The sequence below is a fragment of the Kitasatospora sp. NBC_00070 genome (genome assembly GCF_045041205.1).
In the GTDB taxonomy this organism is placed as follows: domain Bacteria; phylum Actinomycetota; class Actinomycetes; order Streptomycetales; family Streptomycetaceae; genus Kitasatospora.
Window position 1 is genome coordinate 1,277,290 of sequence record NZ_CP108247.1, and the last position, 23,380, is coordinate 1,300,669.

A 23,380-nucleotide genomic window follows, 5' to 3' on the forward strand; every position below is an offset into this window, starting at 1 on the left:
CCCGGGTCGCCCGATCGGGTCGAACCTCACCCCCGTGGGTGGCGGCGGCTTGGTGCCCGGCCCGGCGCGGGTCAGGCTGGGCACCATGACCGCCAGTGCACCGCACCGCCGCCTCTTGCCCGTCACCGTGGGCCTCGGCCTGGCCGCCCTCGGTCTCGCCCTGCCCGCACCCGCCGAGGCGCGGATCTTCCCGACCCGACCCGACCACTCCGCCCTGCTGCTGACGGTCGGTCCGGGTGAGGTGGTCGGCCCCGGCGCGACCACCACCACCCTGACCTGCGACGGCCGGCCCGGCGGCTCGCACCCCGACCCCGCCCCGGCCTGCGCCGCACTCACCGAGGCGGACGGCGACCTCGACCGCCTCACCGGCCTGCCCGGCTCGGCCTGCGCCGCGGTTTACGCCCCGGTCACCGCCACCGCCGAGGGCAGCTGGCACGGGATCCCGGTCAAGTGGGCCAGGACGTTCGGCAACGCCTGTGCCCTCCGGGTCGCCACCGCCCCCGTGTTCTGAGCCCGCGCCGGTCTCCCGACGGAGCGTCAGCCCGCGCTCCGCCCACCCACCACCAGCGCCACCGCCAGGCAGCCGAACCCCGCCGTCCCGGCGACCGCCCGGACGGTGTTCCAGCGCACCCAGGTGGTCTCGAAGGTCTCCCGGACGGCCGCCAGGTCCGGGATCCGGTCCAGTGAACCCGCCGCCGCCAGCTGGTCGTTCAGCGGGACGTTGACCGCACCCGTGACCACCAGCACCACCCCGTACAGCACCGCCGCCGCGATCAGCCACGGCAGCAGGCTCCGGTCACCGCCCCGGTACTGGAGCACCACCGCCAGCAGGGTGAACACGATCGCCCCGAGGAAGACCACCATGAACCACCCGTTCAGGATGGCCACGTTGATCCGCTGCATGGTCTCCACGAAGGTCCGGTCGTCGGCCTTGGCCAGCCCCGGCATCACCGAGCAGGAGTAGGCGAAGAACAGGCCCGCACTGAGCCCCATGGTCAGCGTCGCCGCCAGCAGTACCGCACCTCTGAACCCGGTCATCACACACTCCCCGTCGTCAACTCTCGCCGTCTGCCGCCCAGTCAACCGCCGACACCCACCACCGGGCCATCGTCGGTCCGCTCGATCGCATGCGCGAGCGTCCAGACCGACCGGTCTAGACTCGGGCGCCATGGACGCACTCGCCGGACTGCTCGCCGGACCGAGGGCCCGGGGAGCCTTCCTGCTCCGCTCGGTGCTGGCCCCGCCGTGGGCGATCCGGGTCGAGGACCGGGCACCGCTCACCCTGGTCACCCCGGTCCGCGGCTCCGCCTGGATCCTGCCTGATCACGGCGACCCGGTTCGGCTCGGCACCGGGGACGTGGCGATCGCCCGGGGCCCGGAGGCGTACGTGCTCGCCGACTCCCCCGGCACCCCGCCCCGGGTGGTGATCCACCCCGACCAGAGCTCCACCACCCCGGACGGCGAACCGCTCTGCGAGCCGATGACCCTGGGCACCCGCACCTGGGGCGACGCGCCGGACGGCCCGGACGCGCTGCTCAGCGGGACGTACCTGCTGCGCGGCGAGGTCAGCCGGGGCCTGCTGGAGGCGCTGCCCGCGCTGCTGGTGGTGGCCGCCGACAGCGGGATCGCGCCGCTGACCGACCTGCTCGGCGCGGAGATCGGCCGCGACCTGCCGGGCCAGGACGCCGTACTGGACCGGCTGTTGGACCTGCTGCTGATCGCCACCCTGCGCAGCTGGCTGGCCCGGCCCGAGTCCGACGCCCCGGGGTGGTACCGGGCCCACGGCGACCCGCTGGTCGGCCACGCGCTCCGCCTGCTGCACGGCGACCTGGCCCACCCCTGGACGGTGGCCGGCCTGGCCGCCGAGGTCGGGGTCTCCCGGGCCGCCCTGGCCCGCCGGTTCGCCGAGCTGGTCGGCGAGCCGCCGATGTCCTACCTGACCGGCCGTCGGCTCGCGCTGGCCGCCGACCTGCTGCACGACCCCGCCGCCACCCTGGGCAGCGTCGCCCACCAGGTCGGCTACAGCAGCCCGTTCGCCCTCTCCACCGCCTTCAAACGGGTGCACGGGGTCAGCCCGCAGCAGCACCGCTCGGCCTGACCTGTCGGTGCCCGCCCCTACCTTCGGGCCCATGGGTATCTATCTGGTGAGCACCGACCCGGACGACTGGGCCGACGACGAGGTGCTCCGGCCGACCGCGCTCGCACTCGACGCCGAGCTGGCCCGGCGCGGGCTGGCACCGTTCGCCTTCTCCCCCGGCCGCGGCTTCGAGGAGAAGCTCTACCGCCCGCTGGCGGGCTACGACCGGCTCGCCGACGCGCTGACCCCCGGTCAGTCCCCGTTGGAGTGGGACCTGCTGCTGCCGGTGGACCTGCCCGAGCCCTTCGTGCTGCCGGTGTCGTCCTCCTACTCCGACACCACCACCGTGCGCGGCGCCGGGCAGGTCCTGGCCACGGCCCGGACGCTGGCCGAGGCCCTCGCCCTCCCCCTCGCGCACATCCCGGCCGACTGCGGCAACCTCGACCTCTGCGCCTGGTTCGACAGCCCCGCCGTCTCCGCCCACCCCGGCCCCTGGCAGGACGACCTGGACACCGCCTTCTACGCCGCGCTCTACCTCCGCGCCGCCGAGCACGCCCTCCGCGAGGGCTGCCCGATGCACTACTGCTGACCGGGCCGGCCGAACGAGCCTCACACAGCGGCCCCGCCCCGGAAAACTCGGGCGACAGCGCGCCCCGCACTCCCTAGCATCGGGCTGCCCCCGCCGTGCCCGGTCTGCCGATTGGTCCTCCCGTGAAGAAGCTGGTCCCCGCCGTGCTCCGGGAGGAGCCGCAGTTCGGCCGGCTGTTCGCCGGGCAGTCGCTCTCGATGCTGGGCGACCGGGTCTCGATGGTCGCCCTGCCCTTCGCCGTGCTGTCGATCGGCGGTTCGCCCGCCGACGTCGGGCTGGTGGGCGCGGCCGCGCTGCTGCCGATGCTGCTGTTCACCCTGGTCGGCGGCGTCTGGGCGGACCGGTTCGCCCGGCACCGGATCATGCTGGTCTCCGACCTGGTGCGGTTCGCCGCCCAGGGCGCGGTGGCCGTCCTGCTGATCGCCGGGGTGGCCGAGGTGCCGCACCTGGTGGTGCTGATGGCGGTCTTCGGCTCGGCGAGCGCCTTCTTCATGCCGGCCGCCACCGGCCTGCTCCCGCTCGTCGTCCCGGCCGACCGGCTGCGCGAGGCGAACGCCCTGCGCGGTCTGGTGATGTCCTCGGCACTGGTGGTCGGTCCTGCGGTGGCCGGCCTGCTGGTCTGGCTGGCCGGCCCCGGCGGGGCGCTGGCGCTGGACGCCGTCAGCTTCGCGGTGAGCGCCGCGTTCCTGGTCCGGCTGCGGCCCCGCCCGGCGCAGCGGACCGGCGGCGCGCCCGGCGGCAGCGGTTTCCTCGGCGAGCTGCGGGACGGCTGGCGGCACGTCAGCTCCCGCAGCTGGGTCTGGTCCGGCATGGCGGCGATGAGCGTCTACCACGTGGTGGTGCTGCCGTCGATCTTCGTGCTCGGGCCGGTGCTCGCCGAGCGGGAGTGGGGCGGCGCGGCGGGCTGGTCGGCGGTGACCGCCGCGTTCGGGATCGGCTCGGTGCTCGGTGACCTCTGGGCCTACCGGCTGCGCCCGGCCCGCCCGCTGGCGCTCGCCGCCGCCGCGCTCGCGGTGGCCTCCTGCCAGGCACTGATCATCGGGGCCGGCCCCTCGCTCGCCGTGGTGGCCGTCCTGGAGGCGGTCACCGGGGTGGCCGTCTCGCTGTTCTTCGTCCTCTGGGAGACCAGCCTGCAGACCCACATCCCCGAGCAGGCGCTGTCCCGGGTCAGCTCCTACGACCACCTGCTCTCCTCCGGCCTGATGCCGCTCGGACTGCTGGTGGCCGGCCCGGTCGCGACCGCGTTCGGACTGCGCCCGACCCTCTACGCGATGACCGCGATCGGAGCCCCGGCCGCGCTCATGCTGCTCTGCGTCCCGGCCGTCCGCCGGCTGCCCGGCCGGGCCGAACCGGCCGAGCCCGTGCCGACGGTGGCAGCCGCCGCGGCCTGAGCCCCCGTCAGCGCGGCCCGCGCAGCACCGGGCCGAGCACCGAGGGGTGGAAGAGCGTGGTCGGCGGCGCCACCAGCGACATCACGCGCTGGAACCGGTCGCAGACGTGCGCGTCCGTGGTGGCCCGGGCCAGCACCCGGTCCAGGTAGCGGTGCTGGAACCGGATCAGGGCACCGGACGGGCCGCCCGCCGTGGCGGCGAACCGCACGTCCTCGGTGGAGGACATCACCCACGGGTCCTTGCCGACCCGGGCGATCGCCCGCCGGGCCGCAGCCGCCGCGGCCGGACCGATGCCCCCGTGCCGGGCCACCGCGACGCCCAGCGCGCGGGCGCTCATCGCGGCGACCGTGATGCCCTGGCCGTACACCGGGTTGAAGGTGCAGGCGGCGTCGCCGAGCGCGACCAGCCCCTCCGGGGAGCGGCGCTCGTACCGGCGGCGCACTCCCGGGCCGGGGCGGAACCCCCGGACCTCGCCGTCCGGTTCCGCCTCGGCGAGCAGCTCGCGCAGGGTCGGGTCGCGCAGCAGGCCGAGATGCTTGCGGAAGCCCTCCTCGCCCGGCTCGGGCTCGGCCCCGCGCATGCCGCCGAGACTGACGATCCATCGGTCGCCCTCGACCGGGAGCAGCACCGCGAGGTACGGGTCGTCGGGCGCCTTGGTCTGGATGTAGAGCGCCTGGTGCCGGAACTCCACCCCGGTCGGCCGCTTGAAGATCCGGCTGGAGTACGCCACCCCGGCGTCCACCCGCTCCTCCGGCACGGCCGGGATGCCCAGCGCGGCCAGCCAGCCCGCGACCGAGGTGGACCGCCCGGAGGCGTCCACCACCAGCTCGGCGGCCAGCTCCCTGGTCTCGCCCTCGGTGCCGCGCTCGCGGAGCCGGACGCCGGTCACCCGCCCGGCGGTGCCGAGCAGCCCGACCACCTCCGTCCCCTCCAGGAACTCCACCGAGGAAGCCCCCCGGACCCGGTCGAGCACCACGTGGTCCAGCACCGGCCGGGTGCAGGAGAGGAAGACCAGCTCGCTGCGGTGCTCGGCCATCCAACCCGCCGAGCTGAGCCAGCGCAGGTCACTGGCCAGCGGGACGCCGACCGCCCCGGCCGCCAGCAGCTCGGCCCGGGAGCCGGGCATCAGCTCCTCCAGCACCTGGTGCCCGGCCGCCAGCAGCAGGTGGGCGTGCCGCCCCTGCGGCAGCCCGGAACGGAAGGCCGGCTGCTCGGGGTAGCGGTCGCGCTCGACCACCACCACCCGCTCCGCCGCGTCCCGCAGGGCCCAGGCCGCCAGTGTCCCGGCCAGCCCGCCCCCGATCACCACTGCCGTGCCCCGCCCGGAGACCGCTTCGCCGCCCATCCGGCCATCCAACCGCAGCCGGCCGCCCCGCCGCCAGGGGGCGCCGACGGCGCATTCCCCGGTAGCCGGGCGGCCGTCGGTTCACGACCCTTGACGGTGACTCAGGTGCCGAATCACGTCCCGACTCCAGTCAGGTCCGCAGTCCGGTCAGGTCTGCAGCCCGATCAGGCCGACGAAGATCGGCCCGGTCAGCGGGAGCAGGAAGTTGGAGATGGTGTACGTGATCGTGTAGCCGAGCATCGGCACGCTGCTCTGCGCCACGTTGCTGACGGCCGTGATGGCGGGGGTCGAACACTGCTGCCCCGCGATCGCACCGATCAGGATCGGCTTCTCGATCTTCAGGAACTTGCGCCCGATGAACAGCCCCAGGAAGGCCGGCACCACCACCATCGCGATCCCGGACAGCGGCAGCAGCAGCGGGTACTGCTTGAGCAGCGGCCCGGCGTCCGGCCCTGCCGCCATACCGGTGACGGCGATGAAGATGGACAGGCCGAGGTCCTTCATGGTCTGCGCGGCCACCGGCGGGTACGCGCCGAAGGTCGGGCGCTGGGCCCGCAGCCAGCCGAACACCAGGCCGGAGATCAGGCAGCCGCCGCCGGTGCCGAGCGAGAGGTTGGCGGACCCGGCGTGAATGGTGATCATGCCGAGCAGCACGCCGAGGCAGATGCCCAGGCCGATGTAGATCCAGTCCGCGCTGTCGGTGCGCACCTTGGCGCCGACCGCCTTGGTGAACCGCTCGACCTTGGACCCGGTGCCGACCACGGTCAGCGTGTCGCCCTGGTGCAGCTCGGTCTCGCCGACCGCCGGGATGTCCTGGTCGACCCGCTGGACACCGGTCAGGTAGATGCCCTCGGTGGCGGCGGCCTCGCGCTGGCGCAGCTGGGTGACGGTCTGTCCGGCCACCCGCTTGTCGGTGATCACCACCTGGCGCACCGTCAGCGGGCTGTCCAGCCCGGGCACCCCGGAGGTCTCCGGGCCGAGCTCGTGCCCGGTCTCCCGGACCGCGTCCCGCATGCCGACCACCAGCACCCGGTCACCGCGCTGGAGCTTCAGCCCCGGCGCGACCTTGAGCACCTCGTTCCCCCGCTTGACGCCCTCGATCGAGGCGTCCTGCCGGACCGCGTCCTCCAGCTGCTGCAGGCTGGACCCCTCGCCCTGCGACACCAGGTAGGTCCGGCCCACCAGGCCGGGCAGCGAGGCGGTCTCGCCGGCCTCCAGCCCACCGCCGCTGCCGCGCATCTTGTCCCACAGCTCGCGGGAGGCGTCGGCCAGGTTGATCCGCATCAGCATCGGGAAGAACTGACTGGTCAGCAGGACGATGCTGATCAGACCGAACAGGTAGCAGACCGAGTACGCGGTGGCCACGTGCGCCTGCAGCTCGCTGGACTGGTCCGCGGTGATCCCCGGCAGCTTGGTGATCGCCTCCTGCGCGGTGCCGACCACCGCCGACTCGGTGGCCGAGCCGGCCAGGATGCCGGCCGCCGTACCGACGTCGAGCCCGCCCGCCTTGGCGATGCCGTACGCCATCGCGATGACGATCACGGCCTCCATCACCGAGAGCACGCCGAAGCGCAGGCCCTTGGCGTTCAGGTTCGCGAAGAACTGCGGCCCCGCCAGGTAGCCGAGCGAGAAGATGAACAGCGCGAACGCCACGTTCTTGACGTCCGCGTTCACCCCGACGTGCTGCGCCCCGATCAGCATCGAGACGATCAGCGTCCCGCAGATGCCACCGAGTTGGATCGGGCCGACCTTGAGCTTTCCCACCAGGTAGCCGAGTGCCAGACAGGCGAACAGGGCCAGCACCGCGTTCTCGCGCAGCAGACTCATTCCATGGACCTCCGTACGCCGGGCACTGATGATCGTCTACTGCATCAGAACCCACTCCGGTGCCCGGGGCCCGCCCGTGCTGCCGAACGAGTGACGGTGGATCAGCCGGACGGCCCCGGGCCCCGCGCGGGCCGCTGACCAGCCCTGGTGACGACATCGATGTAGACCGATCAGCCGGGCACCGGTTAAGGTGACCTCGATTTACTTCGCGTATCTGCCGGCGCGGAGCGCCACGTGCGTACGGGGCCCAGACGTCCCGTACCCGGCGCACGGCAGCGGTGTGCCGTGGATGTCGGCGGTCGCGGGCCCTCGGCCGGAGGTGGGACGGCCCTCCCCCAGTGATTGGACGCGGCGTGTACGACCGGAGACAGAGCTCGTCGAAGTCCTCGGAGCAGACCGTGCACCTGCTGTCCGAGGCGGGCCGGGCGGCGGACGCGATGCTGGCGGAGCGGCTCGGTCGGCGCGGGCTCGGCCCCGTCCACCAGCTGGTCCTGTCCACCCTGGCGGAGCACGGACCGCACGCCCGGTTCGACCTCGCCGTGCAGGTCGAGGCGTCGGAGGCGGACGCCTCCCGGATCATCGACGAACTCCTGGCGGCGGGCCTGCTGGACTCGATGGTGGTGCACGCCGGCGGCCGGCGGCAGCTGGTGTCCCTGGCCCCGGCCGGGCAGACGATGCTGACCACCCTGCGGGGAGACGCCACGGCGGCCCAGGACGACCTGCTGGCACCGCTGACCCGTGGGGAGCGCACCGAGCTCAACTACCTGCTGCGGCGGGTCTGCGCCGGCGCCGCGGCGCGCGGCCGGGCCCGGCCGGCCGCCCGGTGACCGCCTGGGTCAGGACCGGTCCCGCTCCTCCCGGGACGACTCCAGCAGTGCGCGCACCAGTCGCTCGTCGTCGGGGCTGAGCCGGGAGACGAACCGGGCGAGCGTGCCTGAGCGGTCGTCACCCCGGTCCAGCTCGCTGTGCATCCGCCGCGCGGACAGCGCGGCGCGGTCCTCCACCGCCGGACGGTAGGCGAAGGCACGCCCCTGGCGGGTCCGCCGGACCGTGCCCTTGTCGTGCAGCCGGGCCAGGATGGTGGCGACGGTGGTGCGGGCCGGGTCACCCGGCAGGGCGCCGCGGACCTCGGGCTCGGTGAGCGGGCGACCGGCGGCCCACAGTGCGCCGAGCACCGCGTCCTCCAGTTCGCCGGCCTGGCGGCGTATCGCCTCTGCCACGGGACCTCGCCTTCCACCCGGTTCGTCTACATCACCGTAGACCACTGCTCCGGGATTGTAGTTCGGTCACCCCCGGCGGTCCCGCCGCCCGGTCGAGCCGGGCGAGCAGGGGCAGCGTGAGCGCCAGCCAGAGCGCCGCGAGCAGCCAGCCGCCGAGCACGTCGAAGGCCCAGTGCACACCGAGGTAGACCCGGCTCGGGCCGACCGCCACCGCCGCCGCGCCCAGCGCGACCACGGCGGGTGCGACCCACGGCCGCCTGGGCCCGCGCAGCAGGGCCCAGGCGAGCAGCCCGGCGGCGACGGCGGAGGTGAAGGTGTGTCCGGAGGGGTAGGAGTACCCGCTCGCCGAGGTGGCCCAGTCCGCCACCGGCGGCCGGCTCCGCCCGAACACCAGCATCAGCCCGGTGCGGACCACCTGCCCGGCGGCCAGCACCACCACCGGCGCGCAGACCCGTACGACGCCGCGCCCTGCGCAGTGGGCCCAGCGGAGACCCGCCGCGACGGCCGCCAGGTAGGGCGGGGCCCCGGTCCCCAGGTCCGTCACGATGCCGACCGTCCGCACCGCCCAGGCCGGACGGTGCGTCAGCAGCCAGGAGTGCAGCTCGGATTCCACCGGGTAGGGGCCCCGGCCGTGCAGCACCAGCACAGTACTGAGCAGGGTGAACAGCAGCAGCGGGACCCCGATCAGCACGCCTCGCCGCGTCATCCGGCACACACGGGCGACGGTCCGCCTGGTCCGGGCATGGGTCGGTGCCTCTCGTCGGGGACGGCTCCGCATCCGTCTACATCACTGTAGACCCCAACCTGACTGACCACCCGTCAGCCGGGCACCCGGTGGAGATCCGGACCGGCCGGCCCCGGTCCCGGGCCGGAGTGTGACGCACGCGGCCTTGACCCCGGCTTTTGCCCGTCGCCATGATGGGCCGTCATCTTGTGACTCCGCCGCTGGGGGAAGTCCGGTTCGAATCCGGCGCTGACCCGCAACGGTAGGCCGTCGACCCCCGGGTCGGCGGCGAGCCCGGTTACCCGGCTGCGGAGGTGTGTTCCCTCCTCCCGTCGTGGTCTGCGGGCCGGAGCCTCGTGGGCTGTCCGGGGTCTCGATCCGGGTGCCTTCCGGGCCCCTGCGTCCAGGCCCGGAAAGGCCGTCCATGCCCACCCTCCGCCGCCCGCTGGGTCTGCTCGCGATATCCGCGCTGGCCCTCGCCGCCGTCCTGCCGACGGCCGCCGCCGCCCAGGCCACCCCGGCGTCCGCCACCACCGTCCGCCCCGACGCCGCCGGGGCCGGCTGGCTCGCCCGCCAGTTGGTGAACGGCGACCACTTCGAGTCGGTCTTCGACGGCACCGCCTACCCCGACCAGGGCCTGACCGTCGACGCCGTGCTGGCCTTCGCCGCCTCCCGCAGCTCCGACCGGGCAGCCGCCCGCGCCACCGCCTGGCTGGCCCGGCCCGCGAACGTCGCCGGCTACCTCGGCGACGGCACCACCGAGGCGTACGCCGGTGCCACCGCCAAGCTGCTGCTGGCGGCCGAGGTGCGCGGCGAGGACCCGGGCAGCTTCGGCGGCGTCGACCTCCCGGCCCGGCTCCGGGGCCTCCAGGCACCGTCCGGCCGGTTCTCGGACCGCTCCCAGTGGGGCGACTACAGCAACAACTTCGGCCAGTCCCTCGCCGTGATCGCGCTCAAGCGCACCCCGGGCGGCGCCCCGGCCGCGGCGGTCGACTTCCTGGCCGGCACCCAGTGCGCCGACGGCGGCTTCCCGGTCTTCTTCGACCGGCCCACCTGCACCGGCGACCCGGACTCCACCGCCCTCGCCGTCCAGGCCCTGGCCGCCACCGGTCGCACCGCCAAGGCCGACGCCGGGCTGGGCTGGCTGACCGCCCATCAGAACACCGACGGTGGCTTCGCGGCCGCCGGAGCGACCGTCTCCAACGCCAACAGCACCGGCCTGGCCACCCAGGCCCTGCTCTCGAACGGCCGCCTGGTCGCCGGCCTGAAGGGCTGGAGCAGCCTGGTCAAGCTCCAGCAGGGCTGCTCCACCACCCCGGCCAACCGGGGCGCGGTGGCGTACGACACCACCGGCTTCACCCCCGCCACCGCCACCCGGGCCACCGCGCAGGCCGTCCTCGGCCTGGCCGGCACCCCGCTGACCACCCTCTCCGCCCACGGCGCCCGCCCGGACGCGCCCACGCTCGCCTGCCGCTGATCCGAAGGAGTACAACCGATGCTCACCAGAAGAACGTTCGGCACCACCGCACTGGCCGCCGGCCTGCTGGCCGCCTCCGTGGTCACCGCCGTCCCCGCCCAGGCGGCCGCCTGCACCGGGACCTCCGGTGTCACCGTAGTGGTCGACTTCACCGCCGTCGGCGGCGGTATCCAGACCGGCTGCGCGCCGGGCGACCCGGCCACCGGCCTGGCCGCGCTGACCGGAGCGGGCTTCAGCTACGCGTTCCACCCGCGCTTCCCCGGCTTCGTCTGCAAGATCAACACCCTGCCCACGGTCTGCACCAACCCCACCGGCTCCGCCTACTGGTCGTACTGGCACGCCCAGCACGGCACCCCGTGGGTCTACAGCAGCCTCGGCGGCGCCTCCTACAACCCGGCCCCCGGCGACGTCGAGGGCTGGGCCTTCGGCGCCGGCACCCAGCCGGGCATCACCGCGCCCTGACGCCCCGTCCGACGCCAGCGCCCCGGCCCTCCGTGGCGGCGGCCGGGGCGCCGGCGGGCCCGGACCGGACCTCCATCCGCCATTCGGACAACGGCGTCCGGAACCGCTCCGGTGGGCCTAGGCTGGGCCTTGCAGTCGGTTCGCCCTGCCAGCCAGGCAGGCGCGTCGCAAGAGGGAACCCGGTGGGAATCCGGGACTGCCCCGCAGCGGTGAGTGGGAACGACCGCCGTCACATGCACTGGGCCCCGTCGGGGTCCGGGAAGCGACGGCCAGTAGGTGTCGGCCTTCCGAGGTCGGCGTGCCCGCGAGTCCGAAGACCTGCCACTGCCCGCGTGCACCCCGCACGCGGTGATCTCGGTGACCTCGTGGGCGGGTCGGCGGAGCGGGCGGGCACATCATGGTGCCGCGTCCGCGCGGCCGTACCTGCACGTCCTCGTGCTCTCCCGGGATCGCAGCGCGACTCGCGAAGGAGAGTTCCGTGACCACGCGTTCCACCGCTCCGCAGGCCACCGTGTACGGCTACCCGAGGCAGGGCCCGAACCGGGAACTGAAGAAGGCGGTCGAGGGCTACTGGGCCGGCCGCGTCGACGCCGACGCCCTGCACGCCACCGCCGCCGGCCTGCGCCGCAACACCTGGCGGCGACTCACCGAGGCCGGTGTCACCGAAGTACCCACCGGGGACTTCTCGTTGTACGACCACATGCTCGACGCGACCGTCGCGGTCGGCGCCATCCCGCCCCGCCACCGGGCCGCCGTGGACGCCGACCCGCTGGCCGGCTACTTCGCCATGGCCCGTGGCACCCAGGACGTCGCGCCGCTGGAGATGACCAAGTGGTTCGACACCAACTACCACTACCTGGTCCCCGAGTTGGGCCCGGACACGGTCTTCGCGGCGAACCCCGCCAAGGCGGTCGCCGAGCTGCGCGAGGCCGTCGTGCTCGGGCACCGCGCGCGACCGGTGCTGGTCGGGCCGCTCACCTACCTGCTGCTCGCCAAGCCGGCCCCGGGCGTGGCCGCGGACTTCCAGCCGATCACCCTGCTCGACCGGCTGCTGCCGGTCTACGCCGAACTGCTGGCCGAGCTGTGGACCGCCGGGGCCGACTGGGTCCAGCTGGACGAACCCGCGCTGGTGCAGGACCGCACCCCCGCCGAACTGGGCGCCGCCGCCCGGGTCTACCGCGAGCTGGGCGCCCTGACGGAGCGTCCGAAGCTGCTGGTGGCCAGCTACTTCGACCGGGCCGGTGAAGCGCTCAAGGTGCTGGCCAAGTCCCCGGTCGAGGGCGTCGGCCTGGACTTCACCGGCCCGGCCGCCGCCAACCTGGCCGAACTCGCCGCCGTCGGCGGCCTGCCCGGCAAGCGGCTGATCGCCGGCGTGGTGGACGGCCGCAACGTCTGGATCAACGACCTGGAGCAGTCCCTCGGCACGCTGGCCACCCTGCTCGGGCTGGCCGACCGGGTCGACGTCGCCCCGTCCTGCTCGCTGCTGCACGTCCCGCTGGACAGCGACCGGGAGCGCGACCTGGACCCGCAGATCTCCCGCTGGCTGGCCTTCGCCGAGCAGAAGACCGCCGAGGTCACCCTGCTCGCCCGGGGCCTGCGCGAGGGCACCGACACCATCGCGGCCGACCTGGCCGCCAACCGTGCCGACCTGGCCTCCCGGGCCGGTTCCGCGGTCACCCGTGACCCGGCGGTCCGGGCCCGGGTCGCGGCGACCACCGCCGAGGACGGCCGCCGCCCGCAGCCGTACGCCGAGCGGACCGTCGCCCAACGGGCCCGGCTCCGCCTGCCGTTGCTGCCGACCACCACGATCGGCTCGTTCCCGCAGACCACCGAGCTGCGCACGGCCCGGGCCGACCTGCGGGCCGGCCGGCTCGACCAGGCCGGCTACCGGGACCGGATGGAATCCGAGGTCCGGGAGGTGATCGCCTACCAGGAGAAGGCGGGCCTGGACGTCCTGGTGCACGGTGAGCCCGAACGCAACGACATGGTGCAGTACTTCGCCGAGCAGCTGACCGGCTACCTGGCCACCCGGCACGGCTGGGTGCAGTCCTACGGCACCCGGTACGTCCGGCCGCCGGTGCTGGCGGGTGACATCTCCCGGCCCGCCCCGATGACCGTCGACTGGTTCCGCTACGCCCAGGAACTGACCGACCGTCCGGTGAAGGGCATGCTCACCGGTCCTGTCACCATGCTGGCCTGGTCGTTCGTCCGCGACGACCAGCCGCTCGGCGACACCGCCCGCCAGGTGGCGCTCGCCCTGCGCGACGAGGTCACCGACCTGGAGGCGGCCGGCGCGGCCGTGATCCAGGTGGACGAGCCCGCCCTGCGGGAGACCCTGCCGCTGCGCACGGCCGACCGTCCGGCGTACCTGGCCTGGGCCACCGAGGCGTTCCGGCTCTCCACCTCCGGGGTCCGGGCGGACACCCAGATCCACACCCACATGTGCTACGCGGAGTTCGGCGCGATCATGACCGCGATCGACGAACTCGACGCCGACGTCATCTCGTTGGAGGCGGCCCGCTCGCACATGGAGGTCGCCCACGAGCTGGCCGAGGCGGGCTACCCGCGCGAGGTCGGCCCGGGTGTCTACGACATCCACTCGCCCCGGGTGCCCAGCACCGCCGAGGCGGCCGACCTGCTCCGCGCGGGCCTGGCGGCGATCCCCGCTGATCGGCTCTGGGTCAACCCCGACTGCGGTCTGAAGACCCGGGGCTGGCCGGAGACCCGGGCTTCACTGGACAGCCTGGTCGCGGCCGCCCACCTGGTCCGGGCCGAACTGACCGACTGAGCCCCGGCGCCCGGGGCGGAGGCGCCTGCCACGGCGCCCCCGCCCCGGGACCGGCGACGATGTGTCGAAGGCGATATGACGCCTCGTTGACTGGCCGCGCGGCCCCATGGTCTGATGAACCGCTTTTCATCCTCACCTGTAGGGGAAGCCGGTCCGAATCCGGCGCTGACCCGCAACCGTGGACCCGCCCCAACCGGGGAGGGTGAGCCGGAATGCCTACGGCGAGGTGCTTGTCAGCACTACGTGCGTCGTCGCGGACTACGACGCGGTCCAGCAGGAACCCTCTCCTCCTCGGAGCCTGTCGGCTGCGCCGTCCCACCCAGCGCCGACCGATCGAGGAGTCGCCGTGAGGGTCAGCAGCATTCGTACGCGTCAGGGAGGCCGGGGACTGGCGTCCCTGCTGCTCACCACCTCCGTCGCGGTCGCCGCGGGCGGCACCGTGCTGCTCGGCCACCCGGACAGCGCCGCCGCCGACCCGATCGAGGACTGCACCGCCGGCACCGGCGCGATCGTCGCCGTGGACTTCGGCCACTGGGGCGGCGGCGTGGTCCGGGGCTGCGACGCCCACCCCACCACCGGCATGGACCTGCTGCACCACGCCGGGTTCACCACCACCGGCACCGAGCACGACGGCCCCGCCTTCGTCTGCCGCCTGGGCACCGGCACCTTCGGCAACGGCGCCCAGTACCCGACCCCGGCCGAGGAGAACTGCGTCAACACCCCGCAGGCCACCGCCTACTGGTCGTACTGGATCGCCGAGCCCGGCCAACAGGGCTGGACCTACAGCCAGTTCGGCGCGGGAACGCAGAGGCCGGAGCCGGGCGAGGTCGAGGCCTGGGTGTACGGCGGCACCGACGTCGGCGGCACCGACGGCGCACCGTCCTTCACCCCGGACTCGGTCCGGGCGAAGAACAGCGCGAGCCCGTCCCCGTCCGCCTCGCCGTCGCCCAGTCCCAGCACTCCGCCTGCGGCCGGGGACCCCGCCGCAGCGGCGGCCTGGCTGGCCGGCCGACTCGTGGGCGGCGACCACCTGGAGAACGTCGCGTTCGAGGGCCCCGACCTCCCCCGGACCTCCTTCACCGCCATCGCGCTGGCGGCGGCCGGCACCCAGGACCCGGCCCTGCGCAAGGTGGTCGCGTACCTCCAGGCACACACGGACGAGTTCCTGTACCCGGACGGCCCGGGCTCCACGCCGGACTCCCGCGCCGCCGCCCTGCTGGCCCTGGTCGCCGAAAGCACCGGCGGCAACCCCCGGGCGTTCGGCGGCCACGACCTGCTCGCTGCGCTGACCGACCACGTGTGCACCGGCCAGGGCGAGAACGGCAAGTGCACCGCCGCAGGCGACTTCCACGGCGCGGCCTCGCCCTGGGTGCAGGCGTTCGGCGTGATCGCCCTGCTGCGCGGCGGGGTGACCCCGCCCGGCTCGACGCTCGCCCGCTTCGACGCGCTCCGGTGCGCGGACGGCGGCATCGCCGGTTCCATGATCGTCGCAGGCGGCCACTGCGAGTCCGACCCGTCCGGCACCTCCCTCGCCGTCCTCGCCCTGCGTGCCGCCGGGGGCCACGACCTGACGGTGCAGCAGGCGGCCGCCCAACTCGGCGCCGGCCAGCAGGCCGACGGCTCGTACGTCCCCTACGTCGGCGCCTCCGGCGACACCGGCAGCACCGCGACGGCGGCCCAGGCCCTCAAGGCCACCGGCCAGGACGCCAAACGGGCCGCCGCCAAGGCGTGGCTGGGCACCCGTCAGAACAAGGACGGCGGCTTCGCCCCCGACGAGTGGACCCCCGACTCGGACGTCCCCGCCACCGAGCAGGCCGTCCTCGCCCTGACCGGCACCGACCTCAGCACCGTCTCGCACAACCCCGGCACCGACACCCCACCCATCCCGAAGCCGGCCAGGACGCCGGACCTCGCCAAGGGCGGCAGCTACCTCACCGACCCGGCCCACCTGCTCGGCGGGCACTACTACGAGGCGTTCCCCGACTCCGGGTTCGCCGACTTCGGGCTCACCGTGGACGGGGCCTACGCGCTGGCCGCCACCGGTACCGACGACACCGCGCTGCGCCGGATCGTCGACTTCCTCGACCAGCAGGGCAAGGACGGCAACGACCGCACCGTCGACGACTGGACCGGCATCGGCACCGAGTACGCGGGCGGCGGCGCCATCGGCAAGGAGGCGCTGCTCGCCGAGATCGTCGGCCGCGACCCGCGCAACTTCGGCGGCCACGACCTGATCGCCGCCCTCGACGCGGCCATCTGCGCCCGCGCCGACGACACCCTCGGCTGCGCGGAGGCCGGCAACTACACCTGGGCCACCTCGGTGTTCTCCCAGTCCCTGGGGGTGCTGGCCCAGTTGCGGGCGGGCGACACGGCGAACGCCGCCGCACCGATCGCCTACCTGCGCGGCCTGCAGACGCCGAACGGCTCCTGGCCCAGCCTGATCCCGGCCACCGGCGACGCCGACGTGGACAGCACCGCGATGGCCGTGATGGCCCTCTCGCTGGTCCCCGGCGACGAGGCGGCCCAGGCCGTCGACAGGGGCCTGGCCTGGCTGGCCGGAAAGCAGGAGACCGACGGTGGCTTCCCCGGCGCGGCCGGGAACTCGACCAACTCGGCCGCGCTGGCCGTGCAGGGGATGACGCTCCGTCAGGCCGCTTACGCCGGACCGATCGCCAAGGCGGTCGAGTTCCTCGCCGACCGGCAGAACGGCGACGGCGGCTTCGACGTCGCGGCCTCCGGCCAGCAGGGTTCGGACGTCCGCGCCTCCACCCAGGCGCTCGGCGGCGTCACCGGGATCTCCTTCGGCACGCTGAAGCGGGACCTCGGCGCCACTCCCCCGTACCCGAGCGGCTCGCCCTCGCCCTCGCCCTCGGCATCGACGTCGCCCTCTCCCTCCGCTTCGACCCCGCCGTCGGCTTCGCCGTCCGAGTCCGCCTCCACTTCCCCCTCGGCAGCCGCTACCAGCACCACCCAACTACCCTCCACCGAAAGCCCCGTGGACAGCACGGCCGGCCCGCAGGACCCGGACCTCGCCTGGACCGGCACCGACGTCCTCGGTCTGGTCGGCCCCGCCGTGCTGCTCACCGTCGCGGGCGGCGCCATCCTGGTCGCCACCCGCCGTCGGACGGCCACCAAGCCCGGGCGTCACCAGTGATCCGCCGACCGGGCAGGCTGCTCGGGGCGGCCGGCACCACCTTCGCGCTGGCCCTCGGCGGGCTCGGCGCGGGCGCGGCCCCGGCCACCGCCTCGCCGCTGCCGATCGACCAGTGCACCACCACCTCCGGGGTGGTGCTCGCGGTGGACTTCGGCCACTGGGGCGGCCCGCTGCTGCGCTCCTGCGGCACCACCCCCACCACCGGCTACGCCCTGCTGAACCAAGGTGGTTGGAAGACCACCGGCACGGGCCACGACGGCCCGGCCTTCATCTGCCGGATCGGCTACAGCGGCCACCAGGGCGGCAAGCAGTACCCGACCCCCGACCAGGACAAGTGCGTGCTCACCCCGCCCGCCGCGGCCTACTGGTCCTACTGGCACGCCGATCCGGGCCAGGACACCTGGTCCTACAGCCAGTTGGGCGCGATGAGCTACAAGCCGAAGCCCGGCAGCGTGGACCTGTGGATCTTCGGTGGCACCGACATCGAAGGGACCGAGGGACGGCCGACCATCTCGCCCGACACCGTCCGCGCCCACAACACCGCCCCCGGCGGCACCACCCCGAGCCCCGCTCCCGAACGGCCCACCACCCCACCCGCCGGTGGCGGCAACGGTGTTACCACCGGCGGTAGTTCGAGCGGCGGCAGCGGCACCAAGCCCGCCACAGCGGGCGCCGGTACCCCGCAGCCCGGCGGGACCACCGCGTCCGACGGTGCGTCACCCACACCCGGCACCTCCACCGAGCCGACGCCGACGCCCACCCCGTCCGGATCGACCGAGGCACCCGGCCCCGTGAGCCCCACCGCGGCACCGAGCCCCGGCACCACGCCCGTGGACGCGGCACCCACCGCCGACGCCCCGCACTCGGCGGGCTCGATCGCCCCGGCCGTCGTCGGCGTCGCCCTGGTGGTGGCGCTCGGCGTCGCCACCGGGCTCACGGCACTGCGCCGACGACGACAGGCCGAGTGATCCGGGTGCCCCGACTCCCCACCTCCGCCGGTCGTCGGGTCCCGCGCGACCTCCATCCGGTCGCCTGGTGGATCTGGGCCCTCGCACTGGGCACCGCCGCCAGCCGGACCACCAACCCGCTGCTGCTGTTCCTGGTGCTGGCCGTGCTCGGCTACGTCGTCACCGCCCGCCGCACCGAGGCCCCGTGGGCCCGAGGCTTCAAGTACTACCTCTGGCTGGCCCTGACCGTGGTGGCGATCCGGGTCACCTTCCGGTGCATCTTCGCCACCGGCATCACCCCGCACGACCACATGCTCTTCTCGCTCCCGCACCTCCCCACCCCCGCCTGGTACGCGGGCATCCAGATCGGCGGCCCGGTCTCCCTGGAGGCCACCCTCTCGGCCGCCACCGACGGACTGCGGCTGGCCTGCCTGCTCTGCTGCATCGGCGCGGCCAACACGCTGGCCAACCCGAAGCGGGCCCTGCGGGTGCTGCCCGGCGCGCTGTACGAGCTGGGCGTCGCCGTCACGGTCTCGCTCAGCGTCGCGCCCCAACTGGTCCAGAGCGTCCAACGCGTGGTCCGGGCACGACGGTTGAGAGCCGGCCGGAGCAAGGGCATCCGCGCTCTGCGCAGCATCGTGGTACCGGTCCTGGAGGACGCGCTGGAGCGCTCGCTGCACCTGGCCGCCGCGATGGACTCGCGCGGCTACGGCCGGGCCGGCACCGCCACCCGGGCGTCCCGCCGGATCACCGGCGCGCTGATGCTGCTCGGCATGACGGGCCTGTGCGCCGGGATGTACGGGCTGCTCGACGGCACCGCGCCCGCCGCGCTCGGGCTGCCCGCGCTGGCCGTCGGCTCGGCGCTCTGCGCCGGGGGTCTGCTGCTCGGCGGCCGCCGGGTGCGGCGCACCAGCTACCGGCCGGACCCGTGGCGGCTCGCCGAGTGGGGCGTCGCGGCCTGCGGGCTGGTCGCCGCGACCCTGCTGTGCGTCACCGTGGGGTACGACGCGACCGACCTCAACCCCTCCCTCTCTCCGCTGACCTGGCCCGGACTGCCGCCCGTGCCGGTGGCCGCCCTGCTGCTGGCGGGCCTCGCCGGGGTCATCGCCCCGCCGCCGGGCCGTCCCGCCGCCCCGGCCGCCCTGCCAGGACCCCGGACGGCCGCCGAGGCCGGTACCGACCGCACGCCCACCGAGGTGACCCAGTGATCCGCTTCGACCAGGTCGGCATCCGCTACGACGGCGCCGACCACCCCGTGCTGCACGAGGTCGACCTCACCGTGCCCGAGGGTGAACTCTGCCTGGTGGTCGGGCGGACCGGCACCGGCAAGTCCACCCTGCTCGGCGCGGTGAACGGCCTGGTGCCGCACTTCACCGGCGGCACCCTCAGCGGCCGGGTCACCGTGGACGGCCGCGACACCGCGCACCACCCGCCGCGTGAACTCGCCGACGTGGTGGGCGTGGTGGGACAGGATCCGCTGGCCGGGTTCGTCACCGACACGGTCGAGGAGGAACTCGCCTACGCGATGGAGCAGTTGGCCATCCCGGCCGAGGTGATGCGGAAGCGCGTCGAGGAGACCCTCGACCTGCTGGGCCTCGCCGACCTGCGGTACCGGGGCCTGCACGAGCTCTCCGGCGGCCAGCAGCAGCGGGTCGCGATCGGTTCCGTGCTCACCGCGCACCCCCGGGTACTGGTCCTGGACGAGCCCACCTCCGCCCTCGACCCGACCGCCGCCGAGGAGGTACTGGCCGCGATCACCCGGCTGGTGCACGACCTCGGCGTCACCGTGCTGCTCGCCGAACACCGCCTGGAGCGGGTCGTCCAGTACGCCGACCGGGTCGTCCACCTGCCCGGCGACGGCACCGTCCGGCACGGCCCGCCGGCCGAGGTCTTCGCCGACACCTCGATCGCCCCACCCGTGGTGGAGCTCGGCCGGCTGGCCGGCTGGCGCCCGCTGCCGCTCTCCGTCCGGGACGCCCGTCGGGCCGCCGGGCCGCTGCGGGATCGGCTGGCCGGGCTGCCCGTCCCGCCCGCCCGCGCCGAACCGGCCCTGGGCGCAGCAGTGTTGTCCGCCGAACGGATCGTGGTGCGGCACGGCCGGGTGGTCGCCGTCCGGGAGGTCTCGCTGGAGCTGCGGGCCGGCCAGGTCACCGCGCTGATGGGCCGCAACGGCTCGGGCAAGTCCTCGCTGCTCTGGGCCCTGCAGGGCTCCGGGCCGCGCCAGGGCGGCAGCGTCCGGGTCACCCGGACGGCCGGGACGAAGCCGGTCGACCCCAAGCGGGTCTCCGCCGCCGAGGCCCGCCGTCTGGTCGGTCTCGTCCCGCAGACCCCGACCGACCTGCTCTACCTGGAGACCGTGGCCCAGGAGCTCGCCCAGGCGGACCTGGACGGGGCGCGGGACGCCGGGTCCACGGCCCGTCAGATCCTGGACCGCCTCGCGCCCGGCATCCCCGACGGCACGCACCCGCGCGACCTCTCCGAGGGGCAGAAACTGGCTCTGGTGCTGGCCATCCAGCTGGCCGCCGCACCCGCCGTCGTCCTGCTGGACGAGCCCACCCGGGGGCTGGACTACCAGGCCAAGGAGGCGCTGACCGGCATCGTCGACCAGCTCGCCGCCGAGGGGCGCGCCGTGCTGGTCTGCACCCACGACGTGGAGTTCGTCGCGGTGGCCGCCGACCGGGTGGTGGTGCTGGCCGAGGGCGAGATCGTCGCCGACGGCCCGACCGCCGAGGTGATCGTCGCCTCCCCCACCTTCGCCCCGCAGACCGCCAAGATCCTCGCCCCGCTCCGCTACCTGACCACCCGTCAGGTCGGCCTGGCGCTCGCCGCGACGGAGGCCGTCCGATGACCGCCGCCGCCCGCGTCGCGGTCCGGCTCCCCGGGCGGGCCCGCCTGGTGGTGGCGCTGGCCGCGTTCATCGGCCTGGTCGCCTTCCTCTGGCCGTTCGTCGTCGCCCCGGGGAAGTTCGGCTCGGCGTACGCACCGCCGCTGATCTTCGGCGCGCTGCTGGTCCTGGTCCTGGCCGTGGTGATCGCCGAGATCTCGGCTGGCGGCATCGACGCCAAGGCGCTCGCCATGCTCGGCGTGCTGTCCGCCGTCAACGCCGGTCTGCGTCCGCTCGGGGCCGGCACCGCCGGGGTGGAGACCGTCTTCTTCGTCCTGGTGCTGGCGGGCCGGGTGTTCGGCCCCGGCTTCGGCTTCACCCTCGGTTGCACCTCGCTGTTCGCCTCCGCCCTGATCACCGGCGGTGTCGGGCCCTGGATGCCGTACCAGATGTTCGGCTGCGCCTTCGTCGGCCTGCTGGCCGGGCTGCTGCCGAAGCTGCGGGGCCGGGCCGAGGCGGTGATGCTGGCGGTCTACGGAGCCGGTTCCGGCTACCTCTTCGGTTTCCTGCTGAACCTCTCGTTCTGGCCGTTCTCGCTCGACCCGAACAGCTCGATCGCCTACCTCCCGGGGCTGCCGTTCACCGAGCAGTGGCACCGCTACCTGCTCTTCGACCTGACCACCTCGCTCGGCTGGGACACCGGGCGGGCCGTCACCACCGGCCTGTGCGTGCTGATCGTCGGCCCGGCCGTCCTGACCGTCTTCCGGCGGGCCGCCCGCCGTGCCAACTTCGAGGCCCCGGTCCACTTCACCCCGGCGGCCGGCGACTGACACCCGGGCGGGCGGCGCCACCTGAATGCTCCGGCGCGGAATCCGCCGGGCCCGCGCGGCCCCGGCCTACCCTGGGCCGGGAACACCCGAGCCCGGACAGCCGACCGCAGGCCCGACCGAGGAGCATCCGATGACCCAGCCGCCCCCGCCCCAGGTCTGGCCCAGCCTGCGGGCGCACGACGCCCACGCGTTGATCGGGTTCCTGACCGAGGCGTTCGGCTTCGAGGCCACCGCCGTCTACGCGGACGGGACGCACGTGCACCACGCCCAGCTCAGCTGGCCGGCCGGTGGCGGGATCATGCTCGGCTCGGCCCGCGAGGAGGACAGCGACGAGGACCCGTGGCCGCTGCGGCCGGGCCACTTCGGCGCGTACGTCGTGGTCACCGAGGACCCGGACGCGCTGTTCGCCCGGGCGGTCGCCGCCGGTGCCACCGTGGTCGCGGAACCGCACGACACCGACTACGGCACGGACGGCTCGCGGGACTTCACCGTGCGCGACCCCGAGGGCAACCTGTGGGCCTTCGGCACCTACCGGGGCGAGCCCCGGAAGGGCTGAGACACCGCCCCGCCCGACGCTCCGAGGCCGGTCGCCGTCGGCTCCCCACCGGGTCAAGGCCCCCTCCGGGCCATAATCTGGTTCTGTGTACGATCCGTGGGGGAATCACCACCTCGGAAGGCAGCCATGACAGCGCAACCCACCGGCCTCCCCGTCATCGACCTCTCGCTCGCCGACGGCACCGCCGACGACCGGGCCCGGCTGCACGACGCGCTGCGCGCCGCCGCCACCGAGGTGGGGTTCTTCCAGCTCATCGGCCACGGCGTGACCACCGGGGAGACCACCGCGCTGACCGACGCCATGCACGCCTTCTTCGCCCTCCCCGAGGCCGACCGGCTGGCCGTCAGCAACCTCAACTCCCCGCACTACCGCGGCTACACCCGCACCGGCACCGAACGCACCGCCGGTGACCGGGACTGGCGCGACCAGCTCGACATCGGCGCCGAGCTGCCGGCCCACGTGCCCGGTCCGGGCGAGCAGCCGTACTGGTGGCTGGAGGGCCCGAACCAGTGGCCCGCCGCCGTCCCGGGGCTGCGCGCCGCCACCCTGCACTGGATCGACCGGCTGGGCTCGGTGGCCGCCCGGCTGCTGCACGAGCTGCTCGCCGCCATCGGCGCCCGCCCCGACTTCTACGACTACGCCTTCGCCGGGCACCCCCACCTGCGGCTCAAGCTGGTGCGCTACCCGGGCACCCCGCCGGAGGGCACCCCGCAGGGCGTCGGCGCGCACAAGGACTACGGCTTCATCACCCTGCTGCTGCAGGACGACGTCGGCGGCCTCGAGGTGCTGCGCTCGGACGGCGGCTACCTCTCCGTCCCGCCGATGCCCGGCGCCTTCGTGGTGAACCTCGGCGAGCTGCTCGAGGTGGCCACCGACGGCTACCTCAAGGCCACCCGGCACCGCGTGGTCAGCCCGCCAGGCGCCCGCGAGCGGTTCTCCGTCCCGTTCTTCTACAACCCCCGCCTGAACGCCCACATCACCCCGCTCGACTTCCCGCACGCCCACCACGCCCCCGGCGCCACCCAGGACCCGGAGAACCCCCTCTTCGCGGAGTTCGGCCGCAACGAACTCAAGGGCTACGCCCGCGCCCACCCCGAGGTCACCCGGCGCCACCACCCCGAACTGCTCACGGTCTGACGGCCCGCCCCCGGACGCGTACTGCTGTCACA

General features: G+C 74.5%; 20 protein-coding genes and 3 riboswitches. Of the genes, 15 read left to right on the plus strand and 5 right to left on the minus strand.

The window, feature by feature from the left end:
• Window positions 1–85: 85 nt before the first annotated feature.
• Window positions 86–511, plus strand: a complete 426-nt coding sequence (locus OHV05_RS06045) for an SSI family serine proteinase inhibitor (protein WP_405016708.1) — start codon at window positions 86–88, stop codon at window positions 509–511.
• 26 nt (window positions 512–537) lie between these two features.
• On the opposite strand, the gene OHV05_RS06050 is transcribed toward OHV05_RS06045, so the two are convergent.
• On the minus strand, window positions 538–1,038 hold the full coding sequence (locus OHV05_RS06050) for a DUF1772 domain-containing protein (protein WP_405016709.1): 501 nt from the start codon (window positions 1,036–1,038) through the stop codon (window positions 538–540).
• Between the two features lie 130 nt (window positions 1,039–1,168).
• On the opposite strand from OHV05_RS06050, the gene OHV05_RS06055 reads away from it, so the two are divergent.
• The 3 genes from OHV05_RS06055 (at window position 1,169) to OHV05_RS06065 (ending at window position 4,057) form a co-directional block, all read left to right on the plus strand.
• Window positions 1,169–2,098: an AraC family transcriptional regulator gene (locus tag OHV05_RS06055; RefSeq protein ID WP_405016710.1), complete on the plus strand. Its 930-nt coding sequence runs from the start codon at window positions 1,169–1,171 to the stop codon at window positions 2,096–2,098.
• Between the two features lie 31 nt (window positions 2,099–2,129).
• Entirely contained in the window at window positions 2,130–2,666 is a 537-nt protein-coding gene (locus tag OHV05_RS06060) for a hypothetical protein (RefSeq protein ID WP_405016711.1), read from the plus strand.
• Between the two features lie 122 nt (window positions 2,667–2,788).
• The gene (locus OHV05_RS06065; protein ID WP_405016712.1) at window positions 2,789–4,057 is read left to right on the plus strand and encodes an MFS transporter; all 1,269 of its coding nucleotides are present in this window, start codon (window positions 2,789–2,791) and stop codon (window positions 4,055–4,057) included.
• Between the two features lie 7 nt (window positions 4,058–4,064).
• Here the strand turns inward: OHV05_RS06065 and OHV05_RS06070 are convergent, their stop codons facing one another.
• Both OHV05_RS06070 and aspT read right to left on the minus strand, forming a co-directional pair.
• Entirely contained in the window at window positions 4,065–5,402 is a 1,338-nt protein-coding gene (locus OHV05_RS06070) for an NAD(P)/FAD-dependent oxidoreductase (RefSeq protein WP_405016713.1), read from the minus strand.
• Between the two features lie 147 nt (window positions 5,403–5,549).
• Window positions 5,550–7,229 (minus strand): aspartate-alanine antiporter, encoded by a 1,680-nt coding sequence (gene aspT / locus OHV05_RS06075; protein ID WP_405016714.1) that lies wholly within the window; start codon window positions 7,227–7,229, stop codon window positions 5,550–5,552.
• Between the two features lie 353 nt (window positions 7,230–7,582).
• On the opposite strand from aspT, the gene OHV05_RS06080 reads away from it, so the two are divergent.
• A complete protein-coding gene (locus OHV05_RS06080) occupies window positions 7,583–8,056 on the plus strand; it encodes a MarR family winged helix-turn-helix transcriptional regulator (protein WP_405016715.1) in 474 nt (157 codons plus the stop codon).
• A gap of 9 nt (window positions 8,057–8,065) precedes the next feature.
• Here the strand turns inward: OHV05_RS06080 and OHV05_RS06085 are convergent, their stop codons facing one another.
• Both OHV05_RS06085 and OHV05_RS06090 read right to left on the minus strand, forming a co-directional pair.
• Entirely contained in the window at window positions 8,066–8,449 is a 384-nt protein-coding gene (locus tag OHV05_RS06085) for a BlaI/MecI/CopY family transcriptional regulator (RefSeq protein ID WP_405016716.1), read from the minus strand.
• A gap of 31 nt (window positions 8,450–8,480) precedes the next feature.
• On the minus strand, window positions 8,481–9,155 hold the full coding sequence (locus tag OHV05_RS06090) for a phosphatase PAP2 family protein (protein ID WP_405016717.1): 675 nt from the start codon (window positions 9,153–9,155) through the stop codon (window positions 8,481–8,483).
• A gap of 220 nt (window positions 9,156–9,375) precedes the next feature.
• Window positions 9,376–9,498, plus strand: a riboswitch (cobalamin riboswitch).
• Window positions 9,499–9,597: 99 nt separating this feature from the next.
• On the opposite strand from OHV05_RS06090, the gene OHV05_RS06095 reads away from it, so the two are divergent.
• From OHV05_RS06095 to OHV05_RS06140, 10 genes are all read left to right on the plus strand, one after another.
• Window positions 9,598–10,650: a peptidase gene (locus OHV05_RS06095; protein ID WP_405016718.1), complete on the plus strand. Its 1,053-nt coding sequence runs from the start codon at window positions 9,598–9,600 to the stop codon at window positions 10,648–10,650.
• Window positions 10,651–10,668: 18 nt separating this feature from the next.
• Window positions 10,669–11,112 carry a flagellar hook-length control protein FliK gene (locus OHV05_RS06100; protein ID WP_405016719.1) on the plus strand — a complete coding sequence of 148 codons (444 nt, stop codon included), beginning with the start codon at window positions 10,669–10,671 and terminating at the stop codon, window positions 11,110–11,112.
• 169 nt (window positions 11,113–11,281) lie between these two features.
• Window positions 11,282–11,432: riboswitch (cobalamin riboswitch) on the plus strand.
• 158 nt (window positions 11,433–11,590) lie between these two features.
• Window positions 11,591–13,900: a 5-methyltetrahydropteroyltriglutamate--homocysteine S-methyltransferase gene (metE, locus tag OHV05_RS06105; RefSeq protein WP_405016720.1), complete on the plus strand. Its 2,310-nt coding sequence runs from the start codon at window positions 11,591–11,593 to the stop codon at window positions 13,898–13,900.
• Between the two features lie 105 nt (window positions 13,901–14,005).
• Window positions 14,006–14,139: riboswitch (cobalamin riboswitch) on the plus strand.
• A gap of 107 nt (window positions 14,140–14,246) precedes the next feature.
• Window positions 14,247–17,054 (plus strand): prenyltransferase/squalene oxidase repeat-containing protein, encoded by a 2,808-nt coding sequence (locus tag OHV05_RS06110; RefSeq protein ID WP_405016721.1) that lies wholly within the window; start codon window positions 14,247–14,249, stop codon window positions 17,052–17,054.
• Window positions 17,054–18,022, plus strand: a complete 969-nt coding sequence (locus OHV05_RS06115) for a hypothetical protein (RefSeq protein WP_405021399.1) — start codon at window positions 17,054–17,056, stop codon at window positions 18,020–18,022. Before OHV05_RS06110 ends, OHV05_RS06115 begins: the two co-directional genes overlap by 1 nt.
• Before the next feature lie 5 nt (window positions 18,023–18,027).
• Window positions 18,028–19,209 (plus strand): energy-coupling factor transporter transmembrane component T, encoded by a 1,182-nt coding sequence (locus tag OHV05_RS06120; protein ID WP_405016722.1) that lies wholly within the window; start codon window positions 18,028–18,030, stop codon window positions 19,207–19,209.
• Window positions 19,206–20,849: an ABC transporter ATP-binding protein gene (locus OHV05_RS06125; protein WP_405016723.1), complete on the plus strand. Its 1,644-nt coding sequence runs from the start codon at window positions 19,206–19,208 to the stop codon at window positions 20,847–20,849. The genes OHV05_RS06120 and OHV05_RS06125 overlap by 4 nt, the downstream gene beginning before the upstream one ends.
• Window positions 20,846–21,655 (plus strand): ECF transporter S component, encoded by an 810-nt coding sequence (locus OHV05_RS06130; RefSeq protein ID WP_405016724.1) that lies wholly within the window; start codon window positions 20,846–20,848, stop codon window positions 21,653–21,655. Before OHV05_RS06125 ends, OHV05_RS06130 begins: the two co-directional genes overlap by 4 nt.
• Before the next feature lie 130 nt (window positions 21,656–21,785).
• Window positions 21,786–22,211 carry a VOC family protein gene (locus OHV05_RS06135; RefSeq protein WP_403040784.1) on the plus strand — a complete coding sequence of 142 codons (426 nt, stop codon included), beginning with the start codon at window positions 21,786–21,788 and terminating at the stop codon, window positions 22,209–22,211.
• 126 nt (window positions 22,212–22,337) lie between these two features.
• Window positions 22,338–23,348 (plus strand): isopenicillin N synthase family dioxygenase, encoded by a 1,011-nt coding sequence (locus OHV05_RS06140; RefSeq protein ID WP_405016725.1) that lies wholly within the window; start codon window positions 22,338–22,340, stop codon window positions 23,346–23,348.
• Window positions 23,349–23,380: the final 32 nt, after the last annotated feature.